This is a genomic window from Streptosporangium sp. NPDC003464 (genome assembly GCF_053588315.1).
Window position 1 is genome coordinate 1 of record NZ_JBSFPS010000168.1, and the last position, 21,706, is coordinate 21,706.

General features: G+C 72.3%; 17 protein-coding genes. 11 read left to right on the forward strand and 6 right to left on the reverse strand.

Annotation, left to right across the window (positions count from 1 at the left end):
* The first annotated feature begins 96 nt into the window (after nucleotides 1-96).
* The 4 genes from ACWDS7_RS30675 to ACWDS7_RS30690 all read left to right on the forward strand — a co-directional run bounded on the left by ACWDS7_RS30675 (nucleotide 97) and on the right by ACWDS7_RS30690 (nucleotide 6,261).
* The gene (locus ACWDS7_RS30675; RefSeq protein WP_306857491.1) at nucleotides 97-321 is read left to right on the forward strand and encodes a hypothetical protein; all 225 of its coding nucleotides are present in this window, start codon (nucleotides 97-99) and stop codon (nucleotides 319-321) included.
* Nucleotides 322-970: 649 nt separating this feature from the next.
* Nucleotides 971-1,696 (forward strand): hypothetical protein, encoded by a 726-nt coding sequence (locus ACWDS7_RS30680; protein ID WP_451932103.1) that lies wholly within the window; start codon nucleotides 971-973, stop codon nucleotides 1,694-1,696.
* 124 nt (nucleotides 1,697-1,820) lie between these two features.
* Nucleotides 1,821-5,246 carry a protein kinase domain-containing protein gene (locus ACWDS7_RS30685; RefSeq protein ID WP_451932104.1) on the forward strand — a complete coding sequence of 1,142 codons (3,426 nt, stop codon included), beginning with the start codon at nucleotides 1,821-1,823 and terminating at the stop codon, nucleotides 5,244-5,246.
* A 79-nt stretch (nucleotides 5,247-5,325) separates the two neighbouring features.
* Nucleotides 5,326-6,261 (forward strand): acyl-CoA desaturase, encoded by a 936-nt coding sequence (locus ACWDS7_RS30690; protein WP_451932105.1) that lies wholly within the window; start codon nucleotides 5,326-5,328, stop codon nucleotides 6,259-6,261.
* Between the two features lie 131 nt (nucleotides 6,262-6,392).
* Here the strand turns inward: ACWDS7_RS30690 and ACWDS7_RS30695 are convergent, their stop codons facing one another.
* The gene (locus ACWDS7_RS30695) at nucleotides 6,393-7,256 is read right to left on the reverse strand and encodes an alpha/beta hydrolase (RefSeq protein WP_451932106.1); all 864 of its coding nucleotides are present in this window, start codon (nucleotides 7,254-7,256) and stop codon (nucleotides 6,393-6,395) included.
* A gap of 254 nt (nucleotides 7,257-7,510) precedes the next feature.
* Between ACWDS7_RS30695 and ACWDS7_RS30700 the strand changes: the two genes are divergently transcribed.
* The 3 genes from ACWDS7_RS30700 (at nucleotide 7,511) to ACWDS7_RS30710 (ending at nucleotide 12,498) form a co-directional block, all read left to right on the forward strand.
* Entirely contained in the window at nucleotides 7,511-8,212 is a 702-nt protein-coding gene (locus ACWDS7_RS30700) for a type 1 glutamine amidotransferase (RefSeq protein ID WP_451932107.1), read from the forward strand.
* A gap of 20 nt (nucleotides 8,213-8,232) precedes the next feature.
* A complete protein-coding gene (locus ACWDS7_RS30705) occupies nucleotides 8,233-11,250 on the forward strand; it encodes a bifunctional [glutamine synthetase] adenylyltransferase/[glutamine synthetase]-adenylyl-L-tyrosine phosphorylase (RefSeq protein WP_451932108.1) in 3,018 nt (1,005 codons plus the stop codon).
* Between the two features lie 168 nt (nucleotides 11,251-11,418).
* The gene (locus ACWDS7_RS30710) at nucleotides 11,419-12,498 is read left to right on the forward strand and encodes a hypothetical protein (RefSeq protein WP_451932109.1); all 1,080 of its coding nucleotides are present in this window, start codon (nucleotides 11,419-11,421) and stop codon (nucleotides 12,496-12,498) included.
* Nucleotides 12,499-12,563: 65 nt separating this feature from the next.
* On the opposite strand, the gene ACWDS7_RS30715 is transcribed toward ACWDS7_RS30710, so the two are convergent.
* Complete coding sequence (locus ACWDS7_RS30715) at nucleotides 12,564-13,394, reverse strand: helix-turn-helix domain-containing protein (protein WP_451932110.1); 831 nt, start codon at nucleotides 13,392-13,394, stop codon at nucleotides 12,564-12,566.
* Between the two features lie 430 nt (nucleotides 13,395-13,824).
* On the opposite strand from ACWDS7_RS30715, the gene ACWDS7_RS30720 reads away from it, so the two are divergent.
* Nucleotides 13,825-14,280: a hypothetical protein gene (locus ACWDS7_RS30720; RefSeq protein WP_451932111.1), complete on the forward strand. Its 456-nt coding sequence runs from the start codon at nucleotides 13,825-13,827 to the stop codon at nucleotides 14,278-14,280.
* 146 nt (nucleotides 14,281-14,426) lie between these two features.
* Here the strand turns inward: ACWDS7_RS30720 and ACWDS7_RS30725 are convergent, their stop codons facing one another.
* Together ACWDS7_RS30725 and ACWDS7_RS30730 are read right to left on the reverse strand one after the other, a co-directional pair.
* Nucleotides 14,427-15,263: an LLM class flavin-dependent oxidoreductase gene (locus tag ACWDS7_RS30725; protein WP_451932112.1), complete on the reverse strand. Its 837-nt coding sequence runs from the start codon at nucleotides 15,261-15,263 to the stop codon at nucleotides 14,427-14,429.
* A 35-nt stretch (nucleotides 15,264-15,298) separates the two neighbouring features.
* Nucleotides 15,299-15,910 (reverse strand): C40 family peptidase, encoded by a 612-nt coding sequence (locus ACWDS7_RS30730; RefSeq protein ID WP_451932113.1) that lies wholly within the window; start codon nucleotides 15,908-15,910, stop codon nucleotides 15,299-15,301.
* A gap of 421 nt (nucleotides 15,911-16,331) precedes the next feature.
* Here ACWDS7_RS30730 and ACWDS7_RS30735 point away from each other — a divergent pair, with 421 nt between their 5' ends.
* From ACWDS7_RS30735 to ACWDS7_RS30745, 3 genes are all read left to right on the forward strand, one after another.
* The gene (locus ACWDS7_RS30735) at nucleotides 16,332-16,826 is read left to right on the forward strand and encodes a hypothetical protein (protein ID WP_451932114.1); all 495 of its coding nucleotides are present in this window, start codon (nucleotides 16,332-16,334) and stop codon (nucleotides 16,824-16,826) included.
* Between the two features lie 70 nt (nucleotides 16,827-16,896).
* Nucleotides 16,897-17,877, forward strand: coding sequence for a hypothetical protein (locus ACWDS7_RS30740; RefSeq protein ID WP_451932115.1), 981 nt, complete (start codon nucleotides 16,897-16,899; stop codon nucleotides 17,875-17,877).
* Between the two features lie 375 nt (nucleotides 17,878-18,252).
* Nucleotides 18,253-18,861, forward strand: coding sequence for a hypothetical protein (locus ACWDS7_RS30745; protein ID WP_451932116.1), 609 nt, complete (start codon nucleotides 18,253-18,255; stop codon nucleotides 18,859-18,861).
* A 296-nt stretch (nucleotides 18,862-19,157) separates the two neighbouring features.
* Here the strand turns inward: ACWDS7_RS30745 and glnA are convergent, their stop codons facing one another.
* Nucleotides 19,158-20,582 (reverse strand): type I glutamate--ammonia ligase, encoded by a 1,425-nt coding sequence (gene glnA, locus ACWDS7_RS30750; protein WP_306857528.1) that lies wholly within the window; start codon nucleotides 20,580-20,582, stop codon nucleotides 19,158-19,160.
* A gap of 250 nt (nucleotides 20,583-20,832) precedes the next feature.
* Entirely contained in the window at nucleotides 20,833-21,606 is a 774-nt protein-coding gene (locus ACWDS7_RS30755) for a hypothetical protein (RefSeq protein WP_451932117.1), read from the reverse strand.
* Nucleotides 21,607-21,706: the final 100 nt, after the last annotated feature.

The window sequence follows — 21,706 nt, forward strand, 5'->3', positions numbered from 1 at the left end:
TCCGCATGGCAGCCCGGCGCTGAGGATCACGTGGCGTCGAATGCAGCGCAGCCCGAGCAGTGCTGATGACAGCCCGATCCTCTAGCATTCGCGGCTATGCGGCTGATCACATCTTTGTTCGTGGCCACTGGCACGGTGCTGATCGCATGGGGGCTGTACAACGGCATATTCGTTGTGCAGATATGGGCTGACAGCGGGGCAGGCGAAGCTCAGATAGCGGTGGCCTTGCATGCGCTCGCTCGCCCTTTCCTGCTCGCCTTGTCGGGCACCGGGTTGATGCTGGGTGGTATCGCGGTGGCCGCTCTGGCGCGTGCTCGGTAGCCTGAGATCGTGGTGCTGCCCTGGTATGGCTGGGTGCTAAGACCGCCCCGGGGTCGCTGCGAGCCCTCCAGTAAGTCGCAACGCTTTCTCGCGATGCCGGTGGGAGGGCCTGTGACCGCAACACCTGGCCGCTCCCGTCGTCCGGTGGTCGAGGACGTGACCGCCGGCTGAACGCCCCTGCGTGACGGGCGGACCGAGTGGTGCGTATGCCGCCGCAGGTCACCGGGTCCGAGCCCGGCGGCTACCCGCCGGTGCCGTGGCGGTCCCTCACACGTCGCGGGCGGACGGAGACGGCGCGCCGCCGGCCCGACTCCGTATGGCCTGCCTGCCCCGTCCGTGGTCCGCGGCGGCGGGCCGTACGAGATATCCGATCAAACGCAGGCAGCGGAGAGTTTCCCGGGAGTATGCTCTGCGCCGTGCGCGCCGGCGCTCCCTCCGGGACGGCCGGCGGCGCGCTCGTGCGGCCGCCGCCCACGGGGCGGGTCCTCCACCGTGAGCGCACGCCGGGCGGCATGCCGCCCGGGTCCCGGCTGCCCGGGATCACCGACCCCTGGTTCGCTGTGTACGCAACGACTCCGGTAAAATTGGTCGGCCTGTTTAGAGTGATTTTTGAGGATCAATAGCCATATAAGGCAATAGGAGGTGCGGCATGACGACGGCTGCCGAGCTGCAGACCGTGTTGACCGTTCCGGCGCGTTTCCGCGGGCCTGAGGGCACCGCGAACGGCGGATGGATCGCGGGCACGGTCACCGAGGCGTTGCACGGCGCCCGGCACGACTCGGCCGTCGAGGTCACGCTGCACGCCCCCACGCCGCTGGAGACCGAGCTGGCCGTGCGCCACCTGGCCAACACCGCCACCCTCACCCACGGCGACATCCTCCTCGTCGAGGCCATCCCGGTCGCCGAGCAGCTCGACGCCCCGGCCTTCGTCCCCTTCAACAAGGCGGCCCTCGCCGAGAGCGGTTTCGCCGGGCTCACCGGCCACGCCTTCCCCGGCTGCTTCGCCTGCGGCATGCGCGACCCCGGCGACGGCCTGCGGATCTTCCCCGGCCGGGTGCCCGGCACCGACCTGGTCGCCGCCGGCTGGCGGGTGCCGATGACCGTCACCGACGAGGACGGGGCCGTCCCCGACTCGATCATCTGGGCCGCGCTCGACTGCGTCACCGGCTGGGCCCACTTCGGGCCCGGCGAGTCGGCCCTGCTCGGCCGCCTGACCGCGCAGGTCCACCGCCGGGTCTACCCCGGCGGCACCTACTCCGTGGTGGGCCGCGCCACCGGCCGCGAGGGCCGCAAGCTCTTCGGCGAGAGCGCCGTCTACGAGGTGGACGGCACCCTGGTGGCCGCCGCCAAGGCCGTCTGGATCACCCCCGCCTGACCCGTCTGGATCACCCAGCCTGATCCCGCCCCGGGGCCGGGCCGCCCGTGCCCCCCAGGGGGCCGGGCGCCGCCGGCCGGCTCCCGGGCCGAACCAGAACGATCTCTCCGGCGTCTGATCCCACATGGAATCACAGCCGTTGGCCCCCGACGACCCGCAGCGGATCGGGGGCTACCTGCTCGCGGGACGTCTCGGCGTGGGCGGCCAGGGAGTGGTGTACGACGCCTACGACGAGGCGGGCGGCCGGGTCGCGATCAAGGCCCTGCACCCCGGCGCCGCGGGCAACGGGCAGGCCAGGGCCCGCCTCGCGAAGGAGGTGACGGCCGCGACCCGGGTGGCCTCCTTCTGCACCGCCCGGATCATCGGCGCCGATCTGGAGGCCGACCGCCCGTACATCGTCAGCGAGTTCGTCGCCGGCCCCAGCCTGCGCCAGGCCGTAGAGGACTCCGGCCCGCTGGGCCAGGACGCGGTGCACCGGCTCGCTGTCGCGGTGGCCACCGCGCTGGCCGCCGTGCACGCCGCCGGGGTGGTCCACCGCGACCTCAAACCGGACAACGTGCTGCTCGGTCCGGACGGCCCCAGAGTGATCGACTTCGGTATCGCGCGGACCGAGGAGATGACGCTGAGCGCGACCGGCGCCATGATCGGCACGCCGAAGTACATGGCGCCCGAGGCGCTCAACGGAGGCCGGGCGGGCCCGGCCGCCGACGTCTTCGCCTGGGGCGCGGTCGTGCTCTACGCCGTCACCGGGCACGACCCCTTCCACGCGCAGTCGGCCGGCGCCGCCATGTACCGCGTGCTCACCAGCGAGCCCGACGTGTCCGTGCTGCCCGAGCCGCTGCGCGGACTGGTGTTCGCCGCCCTCGCCAAGGAGCCGGAAGGCCGGCCCGCGGCCCGTGACCTGCTGCTCGGGCTGCTCGGGCACGCCACCCTCGACGAGGGCGTGCGGGTCGCCGCCGACCTTCGCCCGGCCGGGCCCGTGGGCGCCCCGACGCTGGGACGGCTCGCCGAGGAGGTGTTCGCCCGGCTGAGCCCGCAGGAGCAGCGGCAGGTCCCCGAGGTCCTGCTCCGCCTGGTCAGCGCCGACGGGCACGGCGTCCGCAGCGCCGACCGCGGCGAGTTCGGCCCCGGGGCCGAGAGGGTGATCACCGTGCTGTCCGAGGCGGGACTGCTCGGCGTGTCCCCGAAGGACGTGCGGATCACCCGGCCGGGGCTGCTGCCGGCCTGGCCCCGGCTGCGGGAGTGGGTCGAGATCGAACGCCCGGGGCTGGGCGTCCACGCCGAGCTGCGCGAGGCCGCCCGGCGCTGGGACCGGCGCGGTCACCGGGACACCGACCTGTTCCACGGGCCGCCCCTGGAGCAGGCCATGCAGTGGGCCGCCACCGGGCGCCGTCACCTGAAGCTCAACGACACCGAGACGGAGTTCCTCGCCGCGGCCGCCGCCCTGACCCGGCGGCGGGCCCGCACCCGCCGCGCGGTGACCGGCGTCCTCGCGGGGCTGCTCGCCGTGACCCTGGTCGCGGTCGCGCTCGCCGAGAGCCGGCGGATGGAGCTGGCCCGCTCGCTCGAGCAGGCGGAGGCGCGCCGCCTGGCGGCCTACGCCGACGATCTCCGGCAGGGCGACCCGGTCACGGCCATGCGGCTCAGCGTGGCCGCCTGGCGGCTGTCCGACGTCCGTGAGACGCGTGCGGCGCTGTTCAGCTCGCTGGTGCAGCAGGAGGTGGGGGCGCTGGATCCCCCCGAGCCGGGCGCGCGGTACGCCCTGGGCCCCGGCGGCGCGACCCTGGTCGGCGTGGGCAAGGACGCCATCCAGGTGTGGGACGCCGTCACCGGGAGGCGGCTGCGGACGATCGAGGCCCCCGGCCTCGGCGCCCTGGGCGTGTCCGCCTCCGCCCGCCACGCCGCCGTCAACACCCCGAAAGGGGTGACCCTGTGGGACCTGGCCACGGGCGCCCGGCTGCCGGGCGCGTTCGGGGCCGCCGGGGACTCGGCCCGGCTCGGTCCGGCGGGGAAGGTGCTGGTCTCCTCCTCGAAGACGGAACACGTGATCCGCGAGGTGGCGACCGGCCGGGTCGTGCTCAGGGTGCCCGACACCCCCGGCCTGTACCAGGTCGAGATCGGGGGAGACGACCGCTACGCGGCCACCACCGTGCAGGGCGGTGGCCCGGTCCATCTGTGGGACCTGCGCACCGGCAAGGAGATGCCGGTCCCGGCGGCCGGTCACGCCGTCACCGACGTGGCCGTCAGCCGGGACGGGAGGGTCCTGGCGCTCAACGGCGGCGGCAGCACGTCGTTCTGGAACCCGCGGACCGGCCGGCTGATCGCGCGGAGCGTGGACACCACGGTCGACGGGAACGTGGTGCTCAGCCCGGACGGCCGGCTCGCCGCCGTGCTCGGCCCCTACGGGCTGGAGGTCATGCGGGTGGCCGGTGGCCTGTCCGTGCTCCGGCGCGGGCTGGCCGTACCCGACTCCGAGAACCTGCGCTTCACCGCCGACGGGCGGACGGTGCGTTACGCCGACCCCGCCGGCCGGGTGGTCTCCATGGACGTCGCCACCTTCGCCGGCGGGCGCCCGGTGGACGGCGGCCTGCTGCTCGGGGCGGCCTTCAGCCCCGGCGGCGATCTCGTCGCCGTGCAGCGCCGGGTCGAGGGGGAGCGGGCCGTCGAGCTGTGGGACGTGGCGGGCCGGCGCCGGCTGCGCCGTGTCGAGGTGCCCGGCCCGGAGCAGGAGGGCTACCAGAAGAACGCCCTGGCCTTCAGCCCCGACGGGCGGACCCTCGCCATCGGGCCCGGCGACGTCCCGGCCGTCACGCTGTGGGACCTCACCACGATGAGACGGGTCAGGGAGCTGAGATGGGAGGCCGGGGGGACCTACACCCTCGCGTTCACCCCGGACGGCCGCCGCCTGGCGGTCGCGGGGACGGAGGGCGGCCGGAACGCGGTGCGGATCTGGGACGTCGCCTCGGGCCGCCCCGGCCGCCCGCTGGGCGTCGACGCCCAGGTCGTCGCCTTCGGACCGGGCGGTGACCGCCTGGCGTACGGCGGCACGCGCAACGGGCTGCTGAGCCTCGCCGACGGCGCGGCACGGGACGTCCCCGGGATGGAGGGGGCCACCGCGGCCGCCTTCGCTCCCCGCGGCGGGTCCCTGGCCGTGGGCGACGGTCAGGGGCGGGTCCGGCTGTGGGACGCGGCGAGCGGGACGCCGCGGGGACCGGTCGCCGACGCCCACGTGTCCGAGGTCGGCAGGGTGGTGTTCTCTCCCGACGGGAGCCTGCTGGCCACCACGGGTGATTCCGTGCGCCTGTGGGACGCCGGCACCGGGCAGGGCTTCGGCCTGGCCGACCTCGGCGTCTCCGGGGTGCTGGACCTGGCCTTCACCCCGGGCGGCCGGTCGCTGCGCGTCATCGGCTGGGACGGGGCGATCGTGGAGCGGCCGCTGGGGCCCGCCGCGCTGTCGGCGGTCGTCTGCCGGCGCGCGGGCGGCGGTCTCCCCCCGGACGCCTGGCGCAGATACCTCTCCCCGGAGGTGCCCTACCGGGCGACCTGCTGACCCGGGTGACAACTTCCACCGGATAAATCGCCTCCCGGGGTGCAGTTTCCGGCACGGCGGGCGATTAGGTTCGGCGGGCATGGCCTCCCCTTCCGCTGTGCCGCCGGACCTCGCCGCCGCGCCCGTGCCGTGGTCCGAGCGCTTGCTGATCGTCCTGTTCGTCGTCGTGCCCTTCCTCGCCGTGCTGGCCGCCGTCCCGTTCGCCTGGGGATGGGGGCTGGGATGGCGGGACGTGATCATCGCCGTGGCGATGTATCTCGTCACCGGGTTCGGCGTCACCGTCGGCTACCACCGGCACTTCACCCACCGCTCCTTCCAGGCCAGGACGTGGCTGCGGGTGCTCATGGCGGTCGCCGGGGGCATGTCGCTGCAGGGGCCGGTGATCCGCTGGGTGGCCGACCACCGGCGCCACCACAAGTACGCCGACAAGGAGGGCGACCCGCACTCGCCCTGGCGGTTCGGTCCCGGCTTCGCCGGGCTGGCCAGGGGGCTCTCCCACGCCCACGTCGGCTGGCTGTTCAGCCCCGAGCGCACCTCCAGGCGGCGTTTCTGCCCCGACCTGCTCGCCGACCGGCCCATCAGGTTCCTGTCGCACAACCTGACCTACGTGCCGGTCGTGCTGCTCTCGCTCGGCCTGCCCGCGCTGGCCGGCGGCCTGTGGGGCGGTTCCTGGCGGGCCGCGCTCACCGCCTGTTTCTGGGGCGGACTCGTGCGCGTCTTCGTCCTGCACCACGTGACCTGGTCGATCAACTCGATCTGCCACACCTTCGGCAAGGAGGAGTTCGCGGTCAGGGACCGCTCCCGCAACGTGCGGTGGCTGGCGCTGGTCTCGCTGGGGGAGGCGTGGCACAACCTGCACCACGCCGATCCCACCTGCGCCAGGCACGGGGTGCTCCGCGGCCAGATCGATCCGAGCGCCCGGCTGATCTGGCTGTTCGAGCGGCTCGGCTGGGTCTGGGAGGTCCGCTGGCCGGACGCCGGACGGGTCGCCGCCCGGCGCGTACCCGCCGGGTGAGAGGCCGGCCCGCGGGGGAGACGCCCGCTCCGGGGCCGGCCGGGCCGACCGCGCCGGCCGTGCCGGCCGGTTCCGCCCAGCCGGCCGGGTCCGCCACGCCGGCCGGGCAGGTCACGCCGCGGCGCCGCCGCTCACCGGACCAGGCGGTCGGCGACCAGCGCGGCGCAGCGGTCCTCCATCAGGATCGTGTAGTGGTTGCAGTCCTCGACCAGCTCGTCCTCCAGAGCGGGCAACCGGCCGGTCCAGGCGGCGGCCAGCTCGTCGGGGATCATGCCGACGGGCTGGTCCAGCAGCCCGCGCGGGGCCCGCAGCAGTGACAGCGGCGGCTTCAGCGCGTGCAGCGCGGCGCCGATCGCCTCGCTCTCGGTGAGCAGCCACCGGCCGTCCTGGCGGACCGGCTCCTGCTGCGCCCGTGAGCGCACCGCCCCCTCGGGGCCGGCCGCGTCGTAGCGGACGTACTCCTCCACCAGGTCGTTCCAGTTGCCGGCGAAGGCCGGGTGCGCCCTGAAGAAGTCGACGTAGGCGTCGGTGCTCGGGAAGGTCTGGCTGAGCCGGGCGATGGCCGGGCCGAGCGTGGCCGACAGGACCTCGTCGGGGTCCAGGCCCGCCGGCAGGGGCAGCGGGAGCCCCCCGTCGACCAGCACGACCTTGGCGTAGTCGCGGTCGGCCGCGGCGAGCGCGGCGACGTAGGCGCCCATCGAGTGGCCGGTGAGCACGATGTCGGACTCCGCGCCCACGGAGCGGGCGACCAGGTTGACGTCCTCGGCGTGCCGCCGCAGGCCGTACGGCCCGGGCAGCTCGGCGCTGTGGCCCCGGCCCCGCAGGTCCATCGCGACCAGCGACCACTCGGCGGGCAGCCGCCGGGCGACCCCGCTCCAGGCCATGAGCGAGGCGGTGATGCCGTGCACGGCCACGATCAGACGTGGCCCGGTGCCGAACCGAGCGACGCGCAGCCGTCCGCCGGGGACCTCGACATCGCCGAAGACAGGGCTCAAGGGGTTCTCCTCAGGGGTGGCGGGACGGATCACGCGCCGGACGGCGGCCGCGTCCCGCCGGTCGCGGTCCCGCGCCGCTCATCGAGCGCGGCCGTCCCCACGGCCGGCCGACCGCCTGGCACCGCCTTCATGGTGGCGGGTGCCCTCAGCCGAGGTCAATGTCCTGATAGTCATCCCCTTCCGGTTATGTCCGCCAAAGGTAAGCGCTACGGGTAGGTATGGGTCTTCTACTACCAAAGGCCGATAATCACCGCATGAGGATTACCGTCATCGAGCACGAAGCAGACGCCGGCCTGGGATTCTTCGCCGGATGGCTGGCCGCGGCCGGGGCCGGCTGCGAGGTGGTCCGGCCCTATCTGGGTGAGGCGGTGCCCGAGCGGGCCGCCGACGGGCTGATCGTGCTCGGTGGCGAGGCGGCGGCCTGGGAGGACGGGCGCTTCCCCTGGCTGCCCGCCACCCGCGACCTGATCCGCGCCTCGGTCGAGGGCGGCGTGCCGACCCTGGGGATCTGCCTGGGCGCCCAGCTCATGACGCTCGCCTGCGGCGGCGCCGTCGAACGGGGCGAGCACGGGCTGGAGGTGGGCGCGCGACAGGTCGTCCCGCTCCCGGAGGCCGGCGCCGACCCGCTGTTCGCCGGTCTCGGCCCCGCCCCGGCCGTGCAGTACCACCGAGACGTGATGACCCGCCTCCCCGAGGGCGCCGTACGGCTGGCCACCGGCGACCCCTACCCCAACCAGGCCTACCGGCTGGGGGAGCGGGCGTGGGCGGTGCAGTTCCACCCCGAGGCGACCGCCGAGATCTTCACCGGCTGGACCGGCGGCTCCGCCGACCACCTGACCGCCCAGGGCTACTCGGTCGAGGAGCTCAACACGCAGGTGAAGGAGGCCGAGGAGCGCCTGACCGGCACCTGGCGGCAGCTCGCCGAGCGGTTCGCCGGGGTAGGCATGTCGGGGTAGGGATCAGGGAAGGGCCGCCCATGCTTGCGATCGACGACGACGGAGGGTCGGTGAGCGCCGTGCCCCGCATGCAGACGACCGCCGGGAGGCTGGCCAGGATCGGTTTCGCCGACGGGGCCAGGGCCGAGCGGCTGCTCGACGGGCTGGGGCCCGAGGCGGCCGGCGACCTCGGGCTGCTGGAGTCCCTGGTCGCCGTGGCGGATCCCGACCTGGCGCTCACCTCGCTGAGCCGGCTGGCCGAGCAGGACCCGAGCGTCCTCGGAGCGCTCCGCGCCGACGCCGGCCTGCGGGCCCGGCTGCTCGGCGTCTTCGGCGTCAGCTCCGCGCTCGGCGACCACGTGGTCAAGCATCCCGGGCACTGGGGCCTTCTCGGCGGCGTGCCGGCCGTACGGCGCCCCAGCGCGCAGGAGCTCCGCGCCGAGCTGCTGGCCGCGGTCGGCGCCGAGCCCGACGACCCCGAGCCGCGGGCCGCGGACGCGGGCACCGCCACCCTGGTGGCGCTCCGGGTCGCCTACCGGGGACGCCTGCTCCGGCTGGCCGCCCGGGACGTCACCGGAGTGGTCTCGCTCGCCGAGGTCACCGCCGAGCTGTCCGACCTGGCCGGGGCCGCGCTGGAGGCGGGGCTCGCCGTCGCCCGCGCCGAGCACGCCGAGCCCGGCTCGGTACGGCTGGCCGTCATCGGCATGGGCAAGTGCGGGGCGCGCGAGCTCAACTACATCAGCGACGTCGACGTCGTCTTCGTGGCCGAGCCGCGCGAGGGCGTCGACGAGACCCAGGCCCTCAGGCTCGCCACCCGTCTGGCCCAGGGCATGATGCGCGCCTGCTCGGCCAGCACCCCCGAGGGGTCGCTGTGGGAGGTGGACGCCGCGCTGCGCCCCGAGGGCAAGGCGGGCCCGCTGGTCCGCACCCTGGCCAGCCACCAGGCCTACTACCGGCGCTGGGCCAAGACGTGGGAGTTCCAGGCGCTGCTGAAGGCCCGCCCGGTGGCGGGCGACTCCGAGCTCGGCGAGCAGTACGTCTCGGCGATGAACGAGATGGTCTGGCAGGCCGCCACCCGCGACAGGTTCGTCGAGGACGTGCAGGCCATGCGCCGCCGGGTCGAGGAGCACGTCCGCGGGGACGGGGCCGAACGCCAGCTCAAGCTCGGGCCGGGCGGCCTGCGCGACATCGAGTTCGCCGTCCAGCTGCTCCAGCTCGTCCACGGCCGGCTGGACCCGCTGCTGCGCCGCCGCGCCACGCTCTCCGCCCTGGCCGCCCTGTCCCGGGGCGGCTACGTCGGCAGAGACGACGCCAAGGCCCTCGCCGAGGCGTACACCTTCCTGCGCCGGGTCGAGCACCTGATCCAGCTGCACCGGCTCCGCCGTACCCACGTGGTGCCCGAGGGCAGCGCCGACCTGCGGCGGATCGGCCGGAGCCTGGGCATGACCAGCGACCCGGTGGGAGAGTTCACCACCCGGTGGAAGCGGCACGCGATGGAGGCCAGGCGCCTGCACGAGAAGCTCTTCTACCGGCCGCTGCTGCAGGCCGTGGCCCGCCTGCCGGAGTCGGAGACCCGGCTGTCGGCCGCCGCCGCGCAGGCCCGCCTGGAGGCGCTCGGCTACACCGACCCGGCCGGGGCGTTGCGCCACATCGGCGCGCTGACCAGCGGCGTCTCGCGCCGCGCGGCGATCCAGCGGACCCTGCTGCCCGTCATGCTCGGCTGGTTCGCCGACGCGCCCGACCCCGACGGCGGCCTGCTCGGCTTCCGCCAGATCTCCGACAAGCTCGGCGCCACCCCGTGGTACCTACGGCTGCTGCGCGACGAGACCGCGGTGGCCTCGCGGCTGGCCCGGCTGCTGGGGACCAGCCGCTACGTCACCGGCCTGCTGCTGCACGCCCCCGACGCGGTGGCGATGCTCGGCTCGGACGCGGAGCTTGCCCCCCGGCCCGCCGAGGCGCTGCTGGCGGAGGCGCGGGCCACGGTCGGCCGCCACCCCACGGAGGCCGAGAGCGCGGTGGCCGCGGTGCGCGGGCTGCGGCGCAGGGAGCTGTTCCGCACGGCGGTGGCCGACCTCACCGGGCACATCGACATCGAGAAGGTCGGCCAGGCGCTGTCCACGCTCAACGACACGACGGTCCAGGCCGCGCTGGACGCCGCGATCAGCAAGGTCGAGATGGAGCGGCGCGTCCCCCTGGGCACGAGGTTCGCGGTGATCGCGATGGGCCGCCTGGGCGGGTTCGAATGCTCCTACGGCAGTGACGCCGACGTGATGTTCGTGCACGGGCCGCTCCCGGGGGTCCCGGAGAGGGAGGCCACCGACGCCGCCTTCGCGGTGGCCAACGAGCTGCGCCGCCTGCTGGCCCTGCCCGCCCCCGACCCGCCGCTGCTCATCGACCCCGACCTGCGCCCCGAGGGCCGCCAGGGGCCGCTGGTGCGCACGCTCGCCTCCTACGCCGCCTACTACGGGCGCTGGTCGTCGCCGTGGGAGTCCCAGGCGCTGCTGCGCGCCCGCTTCTCCGCCGGCGATCCCGAGCTCGGCGCGGCCCTCCTCGCGCTGGCCGACCCGCTGCGCTACCCGGCCGGCGGCATCCCCGACGCGGCGGTGCTGCAGATCAGGAAGTTGAAGGCGCGGATGGAGGCCGAACGGCTGCCCCGCGGAGCCGACCCGGCCCTGCACACCAAGCTCGGCCCGGGCGGGCTGTCCGACGTGGAGTGGGTGGCCCAGCTCATCCAGCTCCGCCATGCCGGACGCCTGCCGTCGCTGCGGACCACCCGGACCCTGGAGACGCTGCGCGCGGCGGTCGCCGAGGGCCTGCTGACGGCCGCGGACGAGGCCTCGCTCGCCCAGGCGTGGCGGTCCGCCTCGCGCATCCGCGACGCCATCGTCCTGGTCCGGGGCCGCGCCGCCGACTCCATCCCGGGCGACCTGCGCGAGCGCGCGCTGATCTCCCGCGCCCTGGGCTACCCGCCCGACAGCAGCGAGGACCTCGTGGACGACTACCGCCGGGTCACCCGCCGGGCCCGCCGGGTCGTGGAGCGCGTCTTCTACGAGGACTGAGCCTTCTGCGAGGACTGATCCTTCTAGGAAGGCTGAGCCTTCTGCGAGGGCTGAGCTGGATCTTCCGGGAAGACCGGTCCGGCCCGCCGTCACGCCGGCCGATCCGTCCGCGCGGAGGGCATTGCGCTTGGCGGGGCAGGCGTGTATCAACGGTGCGGGTGATCCATTTTGATATCTGTTTACGTTGATCTGGCCATCGGCCTGGTGCTGGCCTTCCTGTTCCTGTCGCTTCTGGTGAGCGGGGTCAACGAGGGCTTCGTCAGGCTGTTCGGCATCCGCAGCAAGTTCCTGTGGGCCTATCTCCGCGACACCATGGACGGCGGCCCGCAGGAGGGCCGCTCGTGGATCCCGGCGAAGGTGGCCGACGTCTTCGCCAGGCTGCCCTTCTCCAAGGACGATCCGCGTCCCAGGCACGATCCGGAGCCCCCGCCGCCGGTGGTCGAGCCGGTCCCGGTGGACCCCGAAGTGGTGCTCGCCACCGAGACGCCCGCGCCGCCGGTCGACATGACCAGCCGGCTGTACGGCCGGCTCCAGGAGATCGACCGGCCCCGGGGAGCGCGGACCAGCATCGCCGACATCCCGCCCGAGCGCTTCTCCGGAGCGATGATGGAGCTGGTCTCCGCCGAGGAGGGCGGGGTCGAGGGCCTGCTCACCAAGCTGGAGGCCATCGGCAGCCCGCTGGCCGGGCACCTGCGGGGCGTCTGGGAAGGCGCGCAGCGGGACATGGGGAAGTTCCGCAAGGGTGTGGAGTCCTGGTTCGACGGGGAGATGCAGCGGCTGTCCACGCTCTACCGCCGCTACGTCAAGTGGGTGGTCTTCGCGCTGGGCCTGATGCTGACGCTGCTTTTCAGCATGGACGCGCTGGAGTACGGCAAGACCCTGCTGCGCGACAACGCCTACCGCGCCGGGGTGGCCGCCATCGCGGGCGGCGGTCAGGACGGCCTGGCCGCGCTCAAGGACAAGTGCGCCGTGGCCGGCGCCGTGGAACCGTACTCCTGCGTGACCGAGTCCTTCAGCTCCCCGGCCCTGGTCAAGATCTTCGACCACGCCATCGTGAGCGTGACGATCCCTCCCGACGGCTCGGAGGATCCCTCCTTCAACTGGAACGGCGGCGTCTGGTGGGACCGCCTGATCACCCCCGGCCACTGGCCCGGCTACCTGATCAGCGTGGTCGCGCTGCTGTTCGGCGCATCCTTCTGGTGGGACGTCCTGCGCAGGCTGACCGGCATCCGGGGCAACCGCCCGTAGCCCGGCGGCGACGGAGACCGGCCGGCCGTGGTCGGCGCCTCGCCTGCGGATCAGCGGCTCAGCGTCTAAGCGCAGGTCGGCAGCGCCGGGCTGTCGTGGGTGCGTACGGCGGGCAGCCAGGCGGAGCCGCCGGGCACGGTGTCGATCCGGACCCGGAACCAGCGCGTCGTCCCGACGCCGGTCTCGTCCTCGACCCGGTCGCCGTCGTAAAGAACGCAGTCGGCGTTCAGGATGTCGTCGTGCCACACACGGTGGCTGACCACGTTGTCGGCGTCGTATTTCAGCCGCGGGTCGCGGGCCAGGCCCATACTGCAGGCCGGGACCCGCTCCTCGCGGCTCTTGCAGTCACCCTCGATGTTGAAGACCCGCACCGGGACGGTTGGGGGAGCGGTGCCCGGCCCGCTCTGCGTGATCGTCGGCTCCCTGTTCTTGCGGTCCGTGTCGAGCATGGTGAGAAAGGCCGCGGCGGCCGCCGCGATGCAGGCCGTCACCGCGGAGACCACCAGCGGCAGCCGGACACGGGGGCGCGTCCGCAACGGAGACATGAGCGTCCGCGGCGTCCGCGTCCCGCCGGCCTCCACCCCGCCGGTCTCCACCCCGCCGGTCTCCTGACGCCCGGCGGGAGCCGCGGACGGCGCGGATGAGGATCGCATGGCGTCGGCCAGAGCCCACAGCCGGTGCAACTCCCGTAACTCCTCAGCGCTCGCGCCGCACGCCGTGGCGAATGCGTGAATCACACCGTAATTGGCCGGGAATTTCGTGCCCGCGCAGTAGCGGTGGAGGCTGGAACGGCTGATCCCGGTCCGTCCGGCCAGTGCCTCGAAACTGCTTCCGGCACGCCCTTTAAGAATCCGGAGCCGCGCAGCGAGCTGTTCGGCTTCTTCTGTCCGTTTCATCGTTGCCTCCCGCCGTCGCGCTGAGCCGCCCACCGCTGAGGAGTCGTCTCACCCATATCCCAGGGGGCAGGCAAAGTTCCAGATCATGATAGGTGGAGACATCCCAGCGTCCCAATCGGACAGCCTTTCTTGCCCCGGGTCGATGCCTGCTGAAAACGTCAGTCCTGCCGCCGGCGTGGTTCTGACGACGGGGCCGATGACACGGAATCGCGTGGGCTGAGAGGTTTCGCCATGCGCTCCGTGAAATCGTCCCCGGCGGGCCGGACAGAGGCGGTTGGAGCGGTCGGCGCCGAAATCCGGCCCGGCATTCCAGTCTCCTGACATGCGTTCCCGGCCGGCCCTGAAAGGGACCGGGACCGGCCGGCGGCGCCCTCATCAAGGGGACCCGCGCATTCGAATTCCAGTACAGACGATCCAGCTCGGAGGAAAAGTGAAGTCGTTCCACCGGATTCTGTCCGTCGCCGCCTCGGGAGTCATCGCCGCCGGAGCCATGGCGATCATCCCCGCGAGCTCCGCGCAGGCGACCATCCAGGACTGCACGACCTACAAGTTCGTCAGCATCCCCCACGACAAGTCCGGATCGATCAAGAAGAGTGTGGACCTGGGGGGTGGCAGGAGGGCGGAACTGCACGTCGGCAAGGTCAACGGCGCCGATCACGGGTGGGCCAGGATCTCCGGCTCGACCAAGCAGGGTGACCTGGTCTGGATGGACTGGAGCACCACCTCGGGGAACGGCCACGTGCAGTGCGGTCCCTTCTCCGTGCAGCGCGACGGCCTGCCGAACACGAGCGCGGCCAAGGCGGTGAACTACTCGAGCAGCAGTTATGTCTTCCGCGCCTGCGGCAGGATCGTCGGGGGCGAATCGCGGTGCACCGGGTGGTGGTGACCCGGGGCCGGCGCGCAGAGCCTCACGCCGCTCGCCGATGACTCCTCACGAAGGATCCGGAAGCGTTTGAGCCGGGCCGCGCCGAGGAATCGAGCGGCTCCGGCGGCCGGTCCGCAGTCTCAAATCGATCAATTGACACCAGCCGCCTAGCGCAGCTCCGCCAGGACCAGGTCGACCTGGGGCAGGGGGTCCGGCCCGAACGGACGGAGCACCACCGTGTCGGCCCCCGCCTCCCACAACGACCTGACCTGGTCGGCGGCGGCCGCGGGGGAGCCCACCGCCATCACGACCTCGTCCGGGTCGAGGTGCAGGAACTCCGCCGAACCGGCCGCCAGCCGCGCGCCCACCGAGGCGTCGTCGCCGACGTACAGGTGGGTGAACACCACCAGCTCGTGGCCGTCGCCGCCGGTCAGCTCCCGTGCCGCCGCGATCTGGGCCGGACCGACCCCCTCGGGCAGGATCGTGCCCTGGGCCGCCCGCCCGGACAGCTCCAGTGAGCGGGGCCGTACGACCCCGGCGAGGACCGGCGGCGCGGTCGCGGGCGGATGCACCAGGCTCACCCCGTCGATCCGTACGGCCCGGCCCTGGAGGGTGAGCGTCTCGCCGCGCAGCAGCGTGCGCACGGCCACGATGGTCTCCTCCAGCAGGGCCAGCGGCGAGGGGGCCAGCGCGCCCACCTGTCGCATCCAGTCCTGGACGCCGTGGCCGATCCCGGCCGCCAGGCGGCCGGGGTGCATGCGGGCCAGGTTGCCGAGCTCCATGGCCAGCAGGGCCGGATTGCGCAGCGGCGCCGGGGTGATCCCGATGCCCACGCGGAGCCGTTCGGTGACGGCGAGCGCGGTGGCCGCCGACGAGATCGATCCGGTCCAGCCCAGGTCCTCCACCACCCAGACGTCGTCCACCTCGGCCGCGTCCAGATGGCGGCAGAAGGGGATGAGTGACTCCGGGGGCAGATCGCGGTCGAACATCACGCCCAGGCGCATATCTCTCCTACGGGTTTCTACGGGTACGGATGTCTCTACAGGTAACGGAAGTAGCCGGCGAAGCCCTTCACGGCTCTCAGCGAGTCGATCCGTATCTCGGTGCCGGTCCTCAGCGCGTTGATCATTCTGCCCTGGCCGATGTAGATGCCCACGTGGTGGGTCTTCGCCGAGCGCTTGCCGATCTTGCCGTAGAACACCAGGTCACCCGGGCGCGCCTTGGCGGCGGACACCTCCGTCAGCCGCCTGATGTGGTCGTCGGTGTTGCCCGGCCCCAGGACGTCACGGCCGTAGGCCAGCCGGTAGACCCATCTGGCCAGCCCGGAGCAGTCGAGGCCGAGGGTCTTGGTGGCGGGACAGGGACGGATCGCGCCGCTGTAGCCCTGGCAGGTGCCGAAGGAAGGGCCGGGGGCGTCGTCGTGACCACCGCCCCAGGAGTAGGGGATCGCCCCGCCCGGCCAGCCCGGCTGCTCCTGCCCGGCCTGGATCGCGTAGGCGATGGCGGTCACCCGGTTCAGGACGACGGGCAGCAGCGGCACCGAGCCGCTGACGGCCAGAAAGGTCCCCACGAGCACGGTCGCAGCGGCCAGCGGCCGGCGATGCTCGGAGATCCTCGGGTGCCACCGTCCGCCCAGGGACGTCCCAGCCATGTCCACCCACCTCGATTTATCACCGTAAATCAGGATCATTCTGCCTAATGCGCCGCTGTTCCGCGCCGCAGGCGACCGTCGAAGGCGGGACGGCGAGGGCAGGACGCCGGGAGAGGGGCGAGGAGGACGGCACCGATGACGCCGGCGATGTGGGGAAACGGTCGTCTCCTGACGGAGTGCCCTCATGTCGCACGCGGGTGTCCGGAACGGCCCGCGGAGCACCACCGGGTCACCCGGGTATGTGATGGGTCTGGGTAAGTCACGACACGCCGTATTACGCACGGTGACCAATCTCCGCCGCATCCCTGCCATGATGTTACTTTCGGTGACGTAACCAACCCAGTTGGTCGTCTATCCGGATGGAACGGGAGCATCGGCGATGTCAAGAAAACGGCTAGGCCGGGTGGCGATGGTGACAGGCATGCTCGTGGCCGGCATCGCCATGTCGATGGGGGAGACGAGTTCGGCGGCCAAGGCCGCGCCGGGGGAGACGGACTCGGACACCGTCACCGCGAACGTCGAGGTGCTCGGCTCGATCACGCTGACGAACCTCACCCCCTCCTTCACCCTCACCGGCCGTCCCACGGAGACCGTCGAGACCGCCACCCCGGTGGGGTTCACCGTGACGACCAACAACTTCGCGGGCTACACCGTGACGGTCCTTCCGGCGTCCGCCGAGCTCCAGGGCACCGGCGGCAACCCCGAGACCATCCCGATCAGCTCGCTGCTGGTGGAGCAGATCACCGGCGGCGCGTTCGTCCCGCTGACCTCCGGGAGCCCGGTCGAGCTGTACCGCAAGACCGGTCCGTCGGCCTCGACCGGAGACGACTTCGAGCACGACTACCGGATCACGATCCCGTTCGTGCGCCCCGACACCTACTCCGCGACCCTCACCTACGTGGCCACCACCCTGTAGGCGGACCCCGCGGCCCTGCAGGCGGACCCCTCATCCCCCACCCGGACAGCGGCATTGTGGAGAGCCGAAGGTGACTGTATGGCCGAGGCGCGGGCGCGCCGCCGTCCTGGCCGGTGCGTTCCTGCTGTGGGCGGTGGGTCCGGCCGGTCCGCTGGCGGCGGGGCCGGCCGGCGCGGGATCGGCCCCGCCCACACCCGGAACGGACTTCTCCCTGACGGTGAGCCCGACCCGCCTCGCCGTCCAGCCCGGTGACATCGACGAGAAACAGCGGTTCCAGGTCGTCAACCAGGGCGAGCGCCCGGTCGACGTCGAGGTCCGCAAGGCCGACTTCAAGCCCGACCTGGACGGGACGCTGCTCTTCCAGCCCAAGGCCCCCTACTCCGCCAGCAACTGGGTCACCGTCACCCCTGACCGCTTCCGCCTGCCCGCGGGGAGGACCAGGTCGGTGTCCGTCCGGATCAGCGTGCCGTCCGCCCCGGAGCCAGGAGACCACCAGCTCGCCCTGATCTTCATGGTGCCCGCCGGCACCGGTGCCGGCAACATCCGGGTCAACCGGGGGATCGGCGCCCCGGTCTACATCGCCGTCCCCGGCCCCGTCGACGACTCGGCGGAGGTCACGGGCCTGCGCGCCCCGGGCTTCGCGCTCGGCGGGCCCCTCACCTTCACCACCACGGTGCGCGACACCGGGACCGTGCACCGCGACTTCCGCGGTGACGACCGCCTGCGGCTGCGGGTGAACGGGGAGAGCGTCGCCTTCCCTGACTTCACCGTGGGCCGGGGCGCCGTCCGCGAGATCTCCACCACCTTCGACCCGCCCCTGTGGTGCCTGTGCCGGGCCGCCGTGTCCATCCCCGGCCCCGGCGGGACGCCGACGGCCGCGACGGCGACCGTGGTCGTCCTCCCGCTCCACTGGCTGGCGGCCGTGGTCCTGACGGCCGCGGGCCTGTATCTCCTGGCGAGACACGCGCGTCGGCGCTACCGGGCCCAGGTGCGCGCCGCGGCCCATGCCCTGATCGGCGCCGACGGCGAAGGCGGCCGGCCGGCCGTGTGACCATACGCACGACGCCGGCCCATGGGGTGACACGTATCCATGGGGTGACACGCACGACGCCGGGCCACCATGGGGTGACACGCACGACGCCGGACCATGGCCGGCGCCCATGCGAGCAGGCCCTGAACCCGGCGACGGACGCCCTCACCTACCCGCCCTACCGCTCAAGGGATCCGAGGAGACCGCAACGAGGATCATGGAGCTGCGCTGAAGGCGTTCTACGGCCACTGTCGCCTTCTCGACCACGACCCTGAAAACACCATCACCAAGACCAGAGACAGCCCGTTCTGGGTGAAGATCGTGAACTGACCGGCCATCGAATGCGGGGCTGCCGAGCGCAGCCCCGCATTCCCGTTGGACAGGAGGATGCGAACAATGACGGACACGGAACAGGCTCTTCCTGCGGAGAACCAGTGGGACCTGCTGGTCGAGCACGGCCGCGGACTCCAGCTCGGCTTCCATGCCCTCTGGGTGGAGAGCGACGACCCGGAAGAACTGTCCAGCCGATTCCGCGTGGACCCGGGCTCACGCCTGGAGTGCGACGTGACGACGCTCGCGGGAACGTACAAAGGCCCTCCGGCGAAAGGCATCTGGATCGGCCCGCACGCGCCGGGCTGGACCCACCTCTTCGCTTTCGGGCTGTCCTCGACCCATCCCGCGCTCGACAATCTCGGAAAGCGGCGAGCCTTCCAGATCAAATACTGGGGCGAGGTGGGCGAAGGGCTCGAGCCGCTGTACCTCCACTACGACGGCGAACTGCTCGGCGAGGTCAATCCACCGTACGAGGAGGGCGGATACATGTCCCTCCCCGACTACCGGCCCTTCACCGAGGGGCTGGCGCTCGATCCCGACAGTGACCTTGAGCATGACGTCCACACCCTGTGGTGCGTGGTCGGCCGGATCACGGGACGCTTCGCGGATCGGGAGTGGTGGACGCCGGCCCGTACCTTCTACAGCATCCCCGCCGGAGCCTGGGAACGCTGAACGATGCTGCCCCGGCCGGCGATGAAGGGCACGGGAATCCGGCCACGAGCAGGCCCCCATCAGGGAGCCGAAGGACGCCTCGGCCAGGACCGCCCAGGCGGCCCCCCGGTCCCGGCGGCTCCCGGGGTGAGGCCGATGCGGACGGGACGCCGTCGGGGGAGGAGCGCAGGCGAAAGGCCGCCGAGCGCGCCCTGGACGGACGGTCGCCCGACGGCCTCACGTGGGATGCCTGAGTGTCCTGTATGTGCCCCGGCGGATCACCCGTTAGGGTTTCCGCAGGTCATGGCCTTAACCGATCAGACGTCGTAGTAGAGCTCGAACTCGTGCGGGTGGGGGCGGAGCCGGATCGGGTCGATCTCGTGCTCGCGCTTGTAGGAGATCCAGGTCTCGATCAGGTCCGGCGTGAACACGCCGCCCTCCAGCAGGTATTCGTGGTCGGCCTCCAGGGCGGCGAGCACGTCGGTCAGCGAGCCCGGGACCTGCGGGATGTTACGGGCCTCCTCCGGAGGGAGCTCGTAGAGGTCCTTGTCGACCGGCTCGACCGGCTCGATCTTGTTGCGGATGCCGTCGATGCCCGCCATGAGCTGGGCGGCGAAGGCGAAGTAGGGGTTGCAGGACGGGTCCGGAACACGGAACTCGATGCGCTTGGCCTTCGGGTTGGAGCCCGTGATCGGGATGCGGATGCACGCCGAGCGGTTGCGCTGGGAGTAGACCAGGTTGACCGGGGCCTCGTAGCCGGGGACCAGGCGGTGGTAGGAGTTCACCGTCGGGTTGGTGAAGGCCAGCAGCGAGGGGGCGTGCTTGAGCAGGCCGCCGATGTAGTAGCGGGCGGTGTCGGACAGGCCCGCGTAGCCGACCTCGTCGTAGAACAGCGGCTCGCCGTCCTTCCACAGCGACTGGTGGCAGTGCATGCCGGAACCGTTGTCACCGAAGATCGGCTTGGGCATGAAGGTGACCGTGTGGCCGTGGGCCAGGGCCGTGCTCTTGACGATGTACTTGTACAGCATCAGGGTGTCGGCGGCCTTGAGCAGCGTGTTGAAGCGGAAGTCGATCTCCGCCTGGCCGGCCGTGCCGACCTCGTGGTGCTGCATCTCCACGTCGATGCCCGCGTCGATGAGGTTGCGCACCATCTCCGAACGCAGGTCGGTGAAGTGGTCCATCGGCGGGACCGGGAAGTAGCCGCCCTTGTAGCGCGGCTTGTAACCGAGGTTGCCACCCTCCTGGGCCTTGCCGGTGTTCCAGGCGCCCTCGATCGAGTCGATGTGGTAGTAGCTGGCGTGCGCGCTGGTCTCGAACCGCACGTCGTCGAAGATGTAGAACTCGGCCTCGGGGCCGAAGAAGACCGTGTCGGCGATGCCGGTGCCCTTGAGATACTCCTCGGCCTTGCGGGCGACGTTGCGCGGGTCGCGGCTGTAGGCCTCGCCCGTCAGCGGGTCGTGCACGAAGAAGTTGATGTTGAGCGTCTTGTGCTGCCGGAAGGGGTCGAGCACGGCCGTGGTGGGGTCGGGCAGCAGGAGCATGTCCGACTCGTGGATGGCCTGGAAACCCCGGATCGACGAGCCGTCGAACATGAGGCCGTCGGTGAAGACGTTCGCTCCGAAGTTTTCCGTGGGAAAGGTGAAGTGGTGCGTCGTCCCCGGCAGGTCGGTGAACCTGACATCGACGAACTGCACCCCCTCGTCCTTGATGAACTTAAGGACGTCGTCGGCGGAGTTGAACACGCGAACCTCCCAAGGGGCACGGGCCATCAGAGCCGAACGTAGGTCTGTGCCGTTACCGCCCCGTGTCTCGTCTGTTTCACTCGTGTTAAGGGAAAGCCGCCTTCACGGTAGCCCCGCGTCCCGCCGGAGCGGGCGTGAAGGGCCGTCCTTTGCCGGACTTTTCACGTCTGAACCGTCCGTTTCCGGACCTCCGGACCATCCGTTTCCCGGACCTGGACCGTCCGGTCCCTGGCCCGTGCCCTCCGGCTCCTCAGGTCCGCGACACCCGTACGCAGTCCTCGTGCTCCGGGTCGTCCTCGCGGGAGTAGGGGTCCTGGAGGGGACCGGTGGCCTCCTCCGCCTCCCCGTCGGGACCGGAGTCCGGGTAGAGCGGCCGCACGAAGCCGTCGTCGATGTCGCACCGCGCGGGAGAGACCATGCCGCTGTTCCAGCGGGTGAGCCAGAAGCGGAGCCGGCCGCCGTCCTTCCACGCCTCCAGCGTCCCCATGCTGTGTTTGACGAGCCGCATCGTGCTGTCCGGCCGGCCCGGCCGCCGGACGGCGTAGACGAACAGGTGGTTCACCTTGACCCGGATCCCCGGGCGGCCGTCGCGGCGGAAGGCGGACAGCCGGGCGTCGCCGTCCACCTTGACGGTCTCGACGGCGAGCTCCGCCGTTCCGGGTGCCAGGCTGGTCACCCACCACCGGCTGTTGGACCCGTCCTTCCCGGGACGGTCGAGCCCCTTGACGAAGCGCTTGCGCTGTTCGGGGTCGAGCAGGCCGATCAGCTCCGTGGGCCTGCCGCCGGCCAGCACCCCGCGGTCCAGGTTCGAAGCCTTCAGCAGCTTCACCGTCCGCTCCAGGGCGGCGGACACCTCCTTGGCGCTCAGCCCGCCCATCGCCCTGGCCGGCGGCATCACCAGTCCTTCGGCGCCGTCGGCGTACTTCTCGGCGGGTGAGCCGTAGAAGGGGGAGATCTGCGCCGGCTCCACGGCGGCCGGCGCGGTCTCCCCGGGGGCCGCGCCGGGGTCCAGGGCGCCGGCCACGCCGGGGGCAACCTGTTCAAGCGCTCGGACTTCCGCTACTGGCAGCGGATGCCGGATAACCCCAGCTGGCACGGCGTCCTCGACGGGCAGCGCGTCGACC